The sequence below is a fragment of the Metaclostridioides mangenotii genome, assembly GCF_018917235.1.
Lineage (GTDB): Bacteria > Bacillota > Clostridia > Peptostreptococcales > Peptostreptococcaceae > Metaclostridioides.
In genome coordinates this window covers 641,382-654,346 of the sequence record NZ_JAHLOF010000001.1, presented here as the reverse complement: position 1 = coordinate 654,346, position 12,965 = coordinate 641,382, and the positions used below count along the sequence as shown (strand labels likewise).

Here is a 12,965-nt window from a genome sequence, read left to right as displayed (position 1 = left end):
CTCGCGGAAAATTATTATAACTTTATTTAAAAGAGTAAATAATTCTTCTTAAATTAGGGGGTATGATATTGAAAACAATTTTAATAGTATACAAGTCTAAAACTGGATTTACAAAGAAGTATTCAGAGTGGATCTCTGAGGCATTAAATTGTCAAGCTCTGCCTTTAGAAGCAGCAAACATCTCTGAAGTATCAAAGTATGATATTGTTATTTTTGGGGGTGGGATATATGCTAGTAAAATTAATGGTATTAAATTTATAACAAATAATTTAGCAACTTTAAAAAATACCCATTTAATAGTATTTGCAACTGGAGCTACTCCTCTTGCTGCGGTTGAGAAAGTTAATCAATTTAAACAAACTAATATTCCAGGTAAGTCTAATATACCATTTTTTTATTTTCAAAGTGGCATGAACTATAAAAATATGGGAATGATTGATAAATTTATTATGAATGTTCTAAAGTTTACATTAAGAAGGAAAAAAAATAAAGATAACATTGAAATGGGAGCAATGGAAGCTATCAGTGATTCTTATGATAATTCAAACCTTAAAGCCATTGATCCATTGATAAATTATGTACATGACATTAAGTCTTAGGTATATTTTAATACTAGAATTATAAGACTTACTTATCAATACAGTTAAGTAAGTCTTATATATAATGATGACTAAAGTCAACAAAACGCTAACAATGTTAACAATCGTCACTGTTGTTATCACTACTGTCTTTTATTATCTATTGTTTCCAGAGGCATATGATCTTGTCCCCAGTGACAAAGTGCATCTAGTACAGGCATAAGAGAAAGTCCTTTCTCTGATAAACTATACTCAACTTTTGGAGGTACTTGAGGGTACTCATTTCGAATAATAAGACCATCCATAGCTAGTTCTTTTAATTGATTACTAAGCATTTTATGCGTTATACATTCTAATGATTTCTTTAATTCTCCGTAGCGTAAAATCTCTTTCTTCCATAGCCAAAATAATATATGCATTTTCCATTTTCCTTCTATCAACGACATAGAATATTTAAATGGTTTAGTGTTTACTATTTTATTTATTAGAGTAATTATACAATAATGTTTGAGGTAATTAAACTAAAATTTATCGACTTTAATAAAAAAGATACAAGGTTTATTGAATCTTTTTTTATTTTATAAGAGATTTCTAAACTAAATTAAATATAAAAATTCTAAAAAGTAGAGTATATAGTTTAATATACCGATATAAATATACACAATATGTATGTTACACTGTACTTAATAATAATTTAAAAAATCTTATCATGATAATAGATGTTAATTATTGGGTATAATTAACTAAATATAAGTGCAATTATATTAAATATTATAATAATTGGTTATAATTAATATATAAAGATATAGGAGGTAGCTATGAGCGATTTAAAAAGAGTAGATTTAGGTAATAATATAAATTTGACGTTGATAAAAACGTCAAAATTTAAAACAAATTTAGTAAGTGTTTATATTCAAAGAGTATTAGATAGAGATGAAGTTACTAAAAATGCTTTGTTACCATCAGTTATAACTAGTGGTAGCAAAAACTATCCGACCTTAAGAGAAATATCACATAAGATGGATAATTTTTATGGGGCTTCGCTTTTTTCAAATGCGGGTAAAAGATCAGAGAAACAAATTTTAGAGTTTAAAATATTGGGTGTTAATGATAAGTATATTGATGAAAAGATATTTAAGGATATGATCGAGTTTTTAAATGATATAATTAACAATCCTTTTGTAGAAAATGGTGGTTTTAAAGAAGAGTATCTCCATCTAGAAAAGCAGAACTTGAAAGATAAAATTAAGGCAGCGATAAACGATAAAAAAGCTTATGCACAAAATAAATGTATTGAAGCTATGTGCAAAGGTGAAAGGTACAGTATAGAAGAAAATGGCTATGAAGAGGATATAGACTCAATTACTGCAGTAGATCTTTATAATCATTATAAAAATATACTTAAAACATCTCCGATAGATATAGTTGTGGAAGGTGATTTTGACGATGATTTTGTAGCCGATGCAGTAAAGCAAAACTTCAAGTTTGAAAGAGGAGATATCATTGAAATACCTAGGGGAAAATATGTTAAAAAGGTCGATGATGTAAAAGTCGTAGAAGAAAAGATGGATATAACCCAAGGAAAGCTTGTCATGGGATACAGAGCAAATGTAGACTATATGGACAACGATAAATATTATTCTCTAGTAGTTGGTAATAGTGTTTTCGGTGGGGGAGCCCATTCAAAGCTATTTAATAATGTAAGAGAAAAAGAGAGCTTATGTTACTACGTGTTTTCATCAGTTGAAAAATATAAGAGTATAATGTTTGTTTCATCAGGTATAGAAGCACAAAACTACGAAAAAGCAGTTAAAATAATCAAAGAGCAACTTGAAGATCTTAAAAATGGAAAAATAACAGATACGGAACTTGCTAATAGCAAGAGCGCCCTAATCAACTCAGCAAAATCTGTTACTGATAATATTGGTGGTATGTCAGAGTTTTCTTTTGCGCAATCATTAGGGAAAACTAATTCAACAGTTGAAGATTTAATTAAAAGTATAGAAAAAGTTACAGTGAACGACATAGTAGATGCTGTAAAAGACATAGAGCTTGACACAGTTTACTTTCTTAGAAACTAGATGAGGAGGATTTTATGAAAAAAATAGTCAATGATATTTTAAAGGAAGAACTTTACTATAAAAAATTAGATAATGGGCTAGATGTATATTATATGCCCAAAAAAGGATTTACTAAAAAATATGCGATTCTTGGTACAAATTACGGTTCCAATGAACTTGAATTTGTTCCTATAGGTGAGAAGGAAAAGTTTAAAGTAAACGAAGGTATTGCACATTTCTTAGAGCATAAAATGTTTGAACAACCCGACGGTGGAAATGCATTTGATGAGTTTTCTAAGCTTGGGGCTAGTGCAAATGCGTTTACAAACTTTACGATGACAGCGTATCTATTTACAGCAACAGAGAATTTCTATGAAAGTCTTGAACACCTTATAAAATATGTTCAGACTCCGTATTTTACTGAAGAAAATGTAGAAAAAGAAAAGGGTATAATAGAACAGGAAATAAAGATGTATGATGACGACCCTAATTGGAATGTTTACTTCAACTGCTTAAAAGCAATGTATGTAAATTATCCAGTTAGAATAGATATCGCTGGTACAGTAGAAAGTATTTATAAGATAACGAAGGATGAACTCTATAAATGTTATAATACATTTTATAACCCGGGAAATATGGCATTATTTGTAGTAGGAGATTTAGATGAAAATAAAATTATGGAAGTAGTCGAAAAATCTAATAATTACGATGTAGCTAAATTGAATCACGAGATTGAGAGATTCTATCCTGAAGAACCTACATCAGTAGCACAAAAAGAAATTGTTAAGAAATTTCCTATATCTATGCCTATGTTCTATATGGGATTTAAAGATAATAAAATTGGTGTAAGTGGAAAAGAACTGCTTAAAAAAGAAGTAACTACAGATATTCTTTTGGATATGATATTTGGAAAAGGTGGAGAGCTTTATGAGAAGCTTTACAAAAATGGACTAATTAATGAAAACTTCGGAGCGGGATTCTCTTCACAAGTTGATTATGGATTTACACTAGTCGTTGGAGATTCAAAAGAACCTAAGAAAGTTCAAAGTGCAGTATTTGAACATTTAGACAAACTTAAAAAAGAAGGTTTATCAGAAGAAGACTTCAATAGAACTAAAAAGAAAAATACTGGTCAACTTTTAAAGAGTTTTGATTCAATAACTAACATAGCAAATAGTTTTATCTCAAATAATTTCAAGAAAATTAATATATTAGACTATGTTGACGTTATTAAAGAAGTAACTTTTGAAGACGTTAGGGATAGACTTAATAATCATCTTAAAGAAGAGTTCAGTGTTATTTCAATAGTAGAGCCTAAATAAATTTGAATTTAATTATGTAATAATGTTTTAATAGAATTATTATAAATAGAAATGTTATTAATAATTGAATTTAATTATTTATTTTATTAGATATAAAAAGGACGTGATTGGGGATAGAACATCTCGGGACTACCCAATCACGTTGGAGTAAACCAAAATCCATCATCGATGGTTTAAGGTTAAATGAATATATATATAAATTTATACGAAAATTGTGAAGTAATTATGAAGATTTAAAGCCCTGTAAATATTTACAGGGCTTTTTAGATAGTTTTATATTATAAGATAATTACTAAATGTTGAGTGTAGGAACTAGTGTTCTCATAGCGAGTATTGTTTCGCTTATAAGCTCGTCCAAAGTCCAACCAAGTACATCAGCACCGCTTTGGATTACTTCTCTTGAACATCCAGCAGCAAATTTCTTATCTTTAAATTTCTTTTTAACTGATTTTAACTCAATATCTATAACGCTCTTTGAAGGTCTCATAATTGCAGCAGCACCGATTAATCCAGTTAGCTCATCAGATGCAAATAGAATCTTTTCCATCTTCTTTTCTGGTTTTGCAACCGAACCTGTAAGCCCATATCCATGAGAAGTAGTTGAGTATATTACAGAATCGTCTATATTCTCAGCTCTCATAATTTCAACTTGTTTTACACAGTGTTCGTCTGGATAAAGTCCAAAATCTAGATCGTGAAGGACTCCGACAACTTTCCAGAAGTCAACATTATCTGGATCATATTTTTCTGCGAAATACTTCATAACACCACCAACAACAAGCCCATGCTTGATGTGAAATTCATCTTTATTATATTTCTTTAATAGCTCTACTGCTTGTTCATAATTTGGAATATAATTCATATTATGCCTCCTAGAATTATTAGATTTTTTTGATGTTAAACTATTTTGATACTAGTAAACAGTTTTTCATCTAATAAATATTTTGATTGTTATTCTAACATAGTAATTAAGTAAAATCAATGTATTAGTTTTAATATTCTGAAATAGTAGAGTTTTTAGTATATTTTTATAAATTAGTATAGATTTTATTTAAAAGAATTTTAATAAAAGTGCCAATACAAAAATAATTGTGGTATTTGAACAAATAAAAAAGGAATTTAAACATTGAATATGTTTAAATTCCTAAAAGCATTAAAGCTATCTCAATATATCTATAAGATCTTTTTTAGCTGCAACAGAAGCAGGTACTACACTAAATACTAAACCTATAAATGCAGATACACCTATGGCTAATGATATTGTAAATAAATCAACACTAACTGATATATCTAATATCGCGCCAACTATATATGCAAAACAGATCCCAAGTATATATCCTATTGCCCCACCTATCAAAGTCAAAGTAAGACCTTCTAAAAGAAATTGCATTCTTATAGCTTTCTCTGTCGCCCCAAGAGCCCTCCTTACACCAATTTCCTTAGTTCTCTCTGCAACCGATATATACATCATATTCATAACCCCAACACCAGCAATAAAAAGAGATATCCCAGCTACTGCTGATATAAAATATGTAATTGTTCTAAGTATTTTACCTACACTATCTGTAAGCAGTGACATATCAAATGGTTGATAATCACCCATATTTCTCATGCTCCCAGACTCTTTAAGTAGGTTTACAGCATCTTCTGTAACTTCATTTGGAGCATAACCATTTTCTAGAGTTAAAACTATCATAGATGTTGTATTTTCTTTTTCAAAATAATCAAAATATACATTTTTAGGTATCAAGATATTGGACTCAGGCATCGAAAACATACTCTGAACGTCTTGCCCTTTATAAACGCCTACAATAGTGAACAACTGTCCTTCTACTTCAACACCCTTTTCTAATGAATTCTCAGGTGATTCATAGATATCTTTAGCTGTATTACTATCTAGAATTGCTACCTTATTATGCGTTTCATTATCTACCTTAGAAAGATTTCTACCTATAACAATCTCTCTATTAGTTTCGTCAACTAAATCTATTTGTTTTTTTTCTGTTTTTTCTTTAACTAGTATATCTTTATAAACCGAATTATTATCATTATCAGGATATGACACTTTTTTGACACCGTCTAGGCTTTTAAGAATATTTAAATCCATATCTTGAAAAAATATAGCATTACTCTGGTATAGAGACTCGCTGTCTGGTATAAACTGTATATTTACTTCTACTTCTTCGGTCTCATTATTAGTAAAATTTTTTATTGTATCTTTTTCAAATCCTCTACCTATTGCCATAATAGCAATTACAGAAGCAATGCCAATAATTATTCCAAAAGTAGTTAAGAAACTTCTCTTCTTATTGTTTTTGATAGATTTTAGGGAGGATCGCCAGATTACATATAATTTCATCTAATCAGCTCCCTGTCCTCAATTATTTCACCATCCCGAATAGTTATAACTCTAGAACAATATGAAATTAGCTCAGGGTTGTGAGTAACTAATATAACAGTTACGCCTTCTTTATTTAGTTCCACAAATAATTTCATAATTTCTTCGGATGTAACAGTATCAAGTGCTCCAGTCGGTTCATCTGCTATTATAAATTTTGGTGAGTTTATAAGTGCTCTCGCTATTGCCACACGTTGCTGTTGACCACCAGAAAGCTGTTTTGGATAGTTTTTTTCCTTTCCATCTAAGCCGACTTTTTCTAATATGCTATAAACTTTATCCTGTGTCTGATGAAGTCCATATCCATTATAAAGAAGTGGTAACTCTATGTTTTCATATACTGTATTATTTTCTATCAAGCTGAAGTTTTGAAATACAAAACCAACAGTTTTATTTCTAATCATCGATAATCTATCATCATCACTTGAAACTAGGGATTCACCTTCAAAGAGATATGTCCCCTTAAATTTCTTATCGATAAATCCCAACAGATTTATTAGAGTTGACTTGCCAGAACCAGACGGTCCTATAATAGCAACCAACTCTCCAGAATTGATATGAAGATTGACGTCTTTTAATACATGTAGCTCCTCTTTTCCAGTATGATAGTATTTATTAATATTCACTAAATCAATCATTGGACTTCACCGCCGAATTATCAGACTTCAACTCAACCTTCTCGCCCTCTTTTAATTTTTCATTCGGATTTGCAATTATAATATCTCCTTCTTTTAGTCCATCTAAGACGTCGATTACTTCATTTTTTGTCTCCGTCTTTATAGGCTTTTTAATCACCTTTCCTGATATATATAAATAAACATATTCTTTATTACCTTCTTTTATCAAAGCTTTTTTAGGTATACGCAACTCATCTATTGGAAGTTTAATCTGAACACTGTATCCATACTGTAACGGACTATCTAGTTCCACAAGAAATTTATAATTACTCAGACTTCCTGTAGAATTACCTTGATTATTACCTACATTAATTTCTGTTTCAGGCAATTGATTAATTTGTTTAATTTGCCCTCCGATTTCTTCTTTTTGACTAACTGGGCGAACTTTAACCCTTTGATTAAGCTTTATACTATCATAATCGTATTCAGATACTAATCCTTCAACTACCACATTCTTACTTATAATTTTTATAACTGGAGAAGTAGGATCGGACTTTCCATTTTCATTAATAGAAACTATTCCACTAATCTCAGATGTAATATTTTTATTCGCTTTCTTTCGTATTGAATCGACAGATTTACTTGCATCATTATAATCTAATTTAGCTACACTAAGTGCACTTTCTGTCTGGGCAACTACTGAATTCTGAGCATCCAACTGTTCTTCATACTGATTAATCGTAGCTTTTAGTTCTTGTTTCTTCTGTTGACCTTCTAAAGTACTCGTATCGACATTACTTAACTCATTTTTTAAATTTGACAACTTATTTTTATAATTTTTAACCTTTGATCTAGCGTTATTTAAATCATTTTTAGCGCCATCTACAGATACTGATAACTTCTTCAAAGAGTTCTCTTGAGCATCAGCTTCAGATTGGATCTCTTCATTCTTATAACTTAAAATTATATCTCCTGATTTAATTTCTTGCCCATCTTTTACAGGTATCTCTGTTATTTTACCTAAAGATTGATCATAAAATACATTTGACACTTTCTCAGCAGTGACAAAACCTTTAAATAATAACGGTTCAGGCTTTTCAATTTTATATGAAATGTAAGAATTATCATTATTGTCTTTTTTCAAGTTAACATAAATGGCAGAAATAATTATCGCTAACAAAGCAACTACACCAGCTACTATACTTAAATAAATCTTTTGTTTCTTTGTCATTCGTTTTATATTTTTACGTTTCATTATCTATTCACTTTCCTAAAGATTATTTTTATGTATCTTTACCTAATAACTACATCGCAATTAATTATTCAACGTCAGCTTTGAATAAATGTACTAAAACAAGTACAGCTGGTATAGTAAGTATAATAGATGTAACTATACTAAATATTTGTAAAAACAATAATGCATTTTCCATTCCCTCCACATTAGGTAAACTGGCTGAATTACTCCCAGTAAATAACCCATAGATTATATTGAAAACAGTATAAATAATTGCAATATAATAAGGATATTTTGGAGTAGTTTCTTCATTTTTTAGATTCTTATTTGCCCTAAAATACATAACCAACAAGGATATACTGATCAATAATGTAGCTATAATGATTGCTTTATATCCCATACTTGAAACTTGTTTATATAACTCTATACCAGCATCACCCATTTGATCATATGTAGCTTTATTTGGATTCAATAAACCAGGAATTCCAATGACTCCAAAGACAACTCCAATTGATTTCAAGACAAGTAAAACTTTATTCCAAGTTTTTGCTTTCTTAAGATGTAATTTAATTTCTTCACTATCTTCATTTAAATTTTCTAAATTATCCATTTTATTCCACCTTTTTTTTAAATTAATAGGTAAATTTTGACACCTATTGATTAAAATATAACATACCAGAATTTAGATTTCAAATATTCAATCGATTAAACTCAATTTTTGTAATAATTACTTTTTCCATATATAATTTTATACATTAATTTTTATACTTATAGGACCAACTACATCAATTTGTTTATAAAAAAGTAAAAAATTTGAAATGAAAGCTTTTCTAATAACAAAGTAGATTATAATTATAATACATCTACTAATACTACATTAATTATTGAAGAAATTGCAGTTGTCCTCAATAAAAACGTATACTATAAAGTAGTTGATAATGATTTTTTTAATACACATGTTAAATGATAAAAAAGGAGGAAATAATATTGAAAAAAGCATTAATAATAACACCAATAGTACTTAGCTTATTTTTATTTGGTTGTGAAAATAAAAAAGTTATGTTACAAAATACTAATACAAAACAAAATTTTAAAAAGGAAAAAGAAAAAGAAATTCATAAAGATCTATCAAAAATTACATTTATATTAAATGAAATTGGAGAAGATGAATTTCACGAGGAAAAAGTCACAGTTAAACTTGTAGATGGTAATAATAAAATTCTAAAGGAAGGCGAGGGCTATGATGGTTTAGGTATTTGCAGTGAAGGAATTGAAGCCTTTGGTGATGCTGATTTTCCAAATAAATTTGGACTTAGAAAATATAATAATGAAAAAATCAAAAATGTAATATTTGATGATATAGGTGGTTTTAAAGATGGAATCTCAAGAGCTAGTATAAATGGTAAATATGGGTATATCGATAAATCTGGAGAATTTATAATTAAACCTCAATTTGATATTGCTTCTAAAAAATTTAATGAAGGTCTTGCTTCAGTACAATTTAACGGCAAATATGGGTACATTGATAAATCTGGAAACATCATAATAGAGCCAAAATTTGATGATGCAAGAGATTTTAGTGAGGGTCTCGCTATTATCAAGGTAAACAACAAATATGGATTTATTGATAAAACAGGAAAGATTATTATAGAGCCAAAATTTAACTTTGCAAAAGATTTTAAAAATGGTTTAGCATGTATAGGAGTAGATACCGATGAAGTATCTAGTAAGGAAAAAAACTATGGATATATAAATAAAGAAGGAAAAACTATTATAGAACCTAAATTTAAGATTCCATCTAATTTCAGTGAAGGTCTTGCACTTAATACACTTGATAATAAAACATATGGATATATAGACAAAGTAGGGGAGTTCAAAATAAAACCTAAAGATAATCAGTTTTTTGGATTTATGTTCGGTGAAACTGATTATAATCAAAGTAATTTGTATGAATTTTGTGATGGTCTAGCTATGGCTTTCTCAAAAGATGATAATGGAGATATTAAGGGTGGATATATAGATAAAAATGGTGAATTTAAGATTAAACCTAAATTTAATAATCATGAGCCTTTTATTAAATATTCTAAAGATCAAAAAGCGGTTGCTACTATAAGATATGATGGTAAATGGGGTATTATAGATAGTAGTGGCAAGTATGTGATAAAACCAAATGTTAAATATGAATCTATTTATTGTAATATATATTAGATAAAAAATAGCTGTCTAAAAATTAATTTGGAGACATAAATTATTTAATTCGTCCAGAAGATATAAGGAAAAATTTTGATAAATCAAATTGGATAATTGTAGATAAGAGCTTTATGGGCTCTATACTACGTATAAACTCAAAAGTAAAGACAACAATATTAATGTGTATCTACATGTATACTATGATAAGGAGTTTGAATTTTGTGATATGTTGGTATAGACTTTAGGCACATGAAAAATATAGAAAAAATTTTGTAATAGGTTAATCTATTGTGTTATTATGATTTAAGATCGATCTTATAGTATAGATTTTTATAAAACGACAACGACGGTTTATTTAAAGCTAATCATGTAAAAGGAGAAGTTTATGAATAAAAAAGGCATAATCATGATAGTACTAGTAGTAGCTTGGATGGGATTGATTTTTAAATTCTCTAGCGATCCAGGCAAGATATCTACTCACAAATCGGATTCGGTTATAAAAGCAATACAAGATATTAGTAAAAACACACTATCAAATGATAAAAACAAGACTGGATTTGGATATACAGTCTCAATAAGAAAGACAGCCCATGTGTGCACATACTTAATACTGTCTATACTAATATTTGTAGCAAGTACATATATAACAAAATCACAGCTTAAATCTTATAGAAATGCATTTATAATTTCTTTTATCTATGCAGTTTCAGATGAAGTGCACCAAATATTTATTCCTGGTAGGACAGCTACAATTAGAGATGTCTATATTGATATGTTTGGTGTTATTTTGGGTATGTGTATTGTAACAATTGTATTAAAAATATACAACAAGAAATCTAAAAGAATAGTTTAAAGAGGTGTATAGATGGATAGAGTAGCTTTTAATTTGTTTGGTATAGATGTAATGTGGTATGGAATTTTGATGGCTACAGGAATGTTAGCTGCAGTTATTATTGCGCTTAAAGAATCAAAAAGAGTTGGCATAAGCGAGGATGATGTTATTAATATAGCTATAATTGCTATTCCTGTAGGACTTATATGCGCTAGAATTTACTACGTAGTATTTAATTGGGATTACTACGCTGGAGATATTATGGCAATGATTAATGTAAGAGGTGGAGGTCTCGCAATTCACGGAGGGCTTATTGGCGGAATTCTAGCAGGATTTTTATATACTAAATATAAAAAGATGAATTTTTTTAAAACTGCAGATGCGGTTATGCTAGGGATGCCTTTGGCTCAAGCAATTGGTAGATGGGGAAACTATATCAATGGTGAGGCACATGGAGGGCCTACAAATCTTCCTTGGGGAATAATGGTAGATGGTATGAAGGTTCACCCCACATTTTTATACGAATCAATTTGGAATTTATGTATATTCGTATTTTTATTACTAACAAGAAAGAAAAAGAAATACGAAGGTCAGATCATAGTAAACTACGTAGTTTTATACTCTCTTGGTAGGTTCTTTATTGAAGGTTTAAGGACAGATAGTTTAATGTTTGGGCCTCTAAGAATGGCTCAAGTAGTTAGTTTGATAGGTATAATTGGAGGGTTAATAGCTCATTTTTATCTTAATAAAAAGAACAAAGTAGAAAAAGGAGATAATTAGATGGAATTTCATCACGTATCTGTGCTTTTAAATGAATGCATAGATGGCTTAAATATAAAACCAGATGGGGTATATGTTGACTGTACAATGGGTGGAGCTGGACATTCAAAAGAAATAGTAAAAAAATTATCTAGTGAGGGTCTTTTTATCGGAATCGACCAGGATATAAATGCAATAAATACAGCAAAAGAGAGATTAAATGAATACAGTGATAGGGTGAAATTTATTCATAGCAACTTTGAAAATATAAAATCTGAGCTTGAAAAACTTGGAATCACAAAAATAGATGGTGTATTAGCAGATCTAGGAGTTTCTTCACATCAACTAGATGAAGCTGATAGAGGGTTTTCATATATGCAAGATGCACCACTAGACATGAGAATGGATGTTAGAAGTGAATTTAGTGCGTATGATGTTGTTAATAGTTATAGTGAAGATGAGCTGAATAGAATTATAAAGGAATATGGCGAAGAAAACTGGTCCAGACGTATTGCTAAATTTATAGTAGAAGCTAGGGAAGAATCTCCTATTAAAAATACTGGAGAACTAGTTGAAATAATTAAAAAAGCTATTCCCAAAAAAGCAAGAATAGACGGACCTCATCCTGCTAAGAGAACGTTTCAAGCTATAAGGATAGAAGTTAACAACGAGCTTGGTGTCATCACTAGTTTGATAAGAGATGTAGCATCAATCATGAATATAGGTGGTAGAATTTGTATAATAACATTCCACTCATTAGAAGATAGAATAGTTAAAAATGAGTTTAAATATTTAGCTACAGACTGCATTTGTCCACCAGAACTTCCCATATGTCAATGTGATAAAGAAAAAGAAGTTAAGGTTATTACAAGAAAGCCAACACTTCCTAGCAAAGAGGAAATAGAAGTAAATCCTAGATCGAGAAGTGCAAAACTTAGAGTTGCAGAGAAAATATAGTTTTTATCATAGATAAAA

The 12,965-nt window shown here is 29.4% G+C and carries 13 protein-coding genes; 7 read left to right on the top strand and 6 right to left on the bottom strand.

Features of this window, described 5'->3' with window-relative positions:
- Positions 1-68 precede the first annotated feature (68 nt).
- Positions 69-599 carry a flavodoxin domain-containing protein gene (locus KQI18_RS03110; protein WP_216466176.1) on the top strand — a complete coding sequence of 177 codons (531 nt, stop codon included), beginning with the start codon at positions 69-71 and terminating at the stop codon, positions 597-599.
- Positions 600-721: 122 nt separating this feature from the next.
- On the opposite strand, the gene KQI18_RS03105 is transcribed toward KQI18_RS03110, so the two are convergent.
- Positions 722-1,024: a winged helix-turn-helix transcriptional regulator gene (locus KQI18_RS03105; protein WP_216466175.1), complete on the bottom strand. Its 303-nt coding sequence runs from the start codon at positions 1,022-1,024 to the stop codon at positions 722-724.
- Positions 1,025-1,396: 372 nt separating this feature from the next.
- Between KQI18_RS03105 and yfmF the strand changes: the two genes are divergently transcribed.
- On the top strand, positions 1,397-2,659 hold the full coding sequence (yfmF, locus tag KQI18_RS03100; protein ID WP_216466174.1) for an EF-P 5-aminopentanol modification-associated protein YfmF: 1,263 nt from the start codon (positions 1,397-1,399) through the stop codon (positions 2,657-2,659).
- A 14-nt stretch (positions 2,660-2,673) separates the two neighbouring features.
- Positions 2,674-3,960 (top strand): EF-P 5-aminopentanol modification-associated protein YfmH, encoded by a 1,287-nt coding sequence (gene yfmH, locus KQI18_RS03095; protein ID WP_216466173.1) that lies wholly within the window; start codon positions 2,674-2,676, stop codon positions 3,958-3,960.
- Positions 3,961-4,252: 292 nt separating this feature from the next.
- Here the strand turns inward: yfmH and KQI18_RS03090 are convergent, their stop codons facing one another.
- From KQI18_RS03090 to KQI18_RS03070, 5 genes are all read right to left on the bottom strand, one after another.
- The gene (locus tag KQI18_RS03090) at positions 4,253-4,822 is read right to left on the bottom strand and encodes a hydrolase (RefSeq protein ID WP_216466172.1); all 570 of its coding nucleotides are present in this window, start codon (positions 4,820-4,822) and stop codon (positions 4,253-4,255) included.
- 297 nt (positions 4,823-5,119) lie between these two features.
- Positions 5,120-6,319: an ABC transporter permease gene (locus tag KQI18_RS03085; protein ID WP_216466171.1), complete on the bottom strand. Its 1,200-nt coding sequence runs from the start codon at positions 6,317-6,319 to the stop codon at positions 5,120-5,122.
- Positions 6,316-6,996, bottom strand: a complete 681-nt coding sequence (locus KQI18_RS03080; protein ID WP_216466170.1) for an ABC transporter ATP-binding protein — start codon at positions 6,994-6,996, stop codon at positions 6,316-6,318. The genes KQI18_RS03085 and KQI18_RS03080 overlap by 4 nt, the downstream gene beginning before the upstream one ends.
- Complete coding sequence (locus tag KQI18_RS03075) at positions 6,989-8,230, bottom strand: efflux RND transporter periplasmic adaptor subunit (protein WP_216466169.1); 1,242 nt, start codon at positions 8,228-8,230, stop codon at positions 6,989-6,991. The genes KQI18_RS03080 and KQI18_RS03075 overlap by 8 nt, the downstream gene beginning before the upstream one ends.
- A gap of 64 nt (positions 8,231-8,294) precedes the next feature.
- Entirely contained in the window at positions 8,295-8,819 is a 525-nt protein-coding gene (locus KQI18_RS03070) for a hypothetical protein (RefSeq protein WP_216466168.1), read from the bottom strand.
- A 377-nt stretch (positions 8,820-9,196) separates the two neighbouring features.
- On the opposite strand from KQI18_RS03070, the gene KQI18_RS03065 reads away from it, so the two are divergent.
- The 4 genes from KQI18_RS03065 to rsmH all read left to right on the top strand — a co-directional run bounded on the left by KQI18_RS03065 (position 9,197) and on the right by rsmH (position 12,947).
- Entirely contained in the window at positions 9,197-10,417 is a 1,221-nt protein-coding gene (locus KQI18_RS03065; protein WP_216466167.1) for a WG repeat-containing protein, read from the top strand.
- A gap of 367 nt (positions 10,418-10,784) precedes the next feature.
- On the top strand, positions 10,785-11,252 hold the full coding sequence (locus KQI18_RS03060; protein ID WP_216466166.1) for a VanZ family protein: 468 nt from the start codon (positions 10,785-10,787) through the stop codon (positions 11,250-11,252).
- A gap of 12 nt (positions 11,253-11,264) precedes the next feature.
- The gene (lgt, locus tag KQI18_RS03055) at positions 11,265-12,011 is read left to right on the top strand and encodes a prolipoprotein diacylglyceryl transferase (protein ID WP_216466165.1); all 747 of its coding nucleotides are present in this window, start codon (positions 11,265-11,267) and stop codon (positions 12,009-12,011) included.
- On the top strand, positions 12,012-12,947 hold the full coding sequence (gene rsmH / locus KQI18_RS03050; protein WP_216466164.1) for a 16S rRNA (cytosine(1402)-N(4))-methyltransferase RsmH: 936 nt from the start codon (positions 12,012-12,014) through the stop codon (positions 12,945-12,947). It begins immediately after the preceding gene.
- Positions 12,948-12,965 lie beyond the last annotated feature (18 nt).

Coding starts and splice junctions, on each gene's coding strand:
- KQI18_RS03070 (WP_216466168.1), bottom strand. CDS start 8,819: ATGGATAATTTAGAAAATTTAAATGAAGATAGTGAAGAAATTAAATTA.
- KQI18_RS03085 (WP_216466171.1), bottom strand. CDS start 6,319: ATGAAATTATATGTAATCTGGCGATCCTCCCTAAAATCTATCAAAAAC.
- KQI18_RS03080 (WP_216466170.1), bottom strand. CDS start 6,996: ATGATTGATTTAGTGAATATTAATAAATACTATCATACTGGAAAAGAG.
- KQI18_RS03075 (WP_216466169.1), bottom strand. CDS start 8,230: ATGAAACGTAAAAATATAAAACGAATGACAAAGAAACAAAAGATTTAT.
- KQI18_RS03090 (WP_216466172.1), bottom strand. CDS start 4,822: ATGAATTATATTCCAAATTATGAACAAGCAGTAGAGCTATTAAAGAAA.
- rsmH (WP_216466164.1), top strand. CDS start 12,012: ATGGAATTTCATCACGTATCTGTGCTTTTAAATGAATGCATAGATGGC.
- KQI18_RS03105 (WP_216466175.1), bottom strand. CDS start 1,024: ATGTCGTTGATAGAAGGAAAATGGAAAATGCATATATTATTTTGGCTA.
- KQI18_RS03060 (WP_216466166.1), top strand. CDS start 10,785: ATGAATAAAAAAGGCATAATCATGATAGTACTAGTAGTAGCTTGGATG.
- yfmF (WP_216466174.1), top strand. CDS start 1,397: ATGAGCGATTTAAAAAGAGTAGATTTAGGTAATAATATAAATTTGACG.
- lgt (WP_216466165.1), top strand. CDS start 11,265: ATGGATAGAGTAGCTTTTAATTTGTTTGGTATAGATGTAATGTGGTAT.
- yfmH (WP_216466173.1), top strand. CDS start 2,674: ATGAAAAAAATAGTCAATGATATTTTAAAGGAAGAACTTTACTATAAA.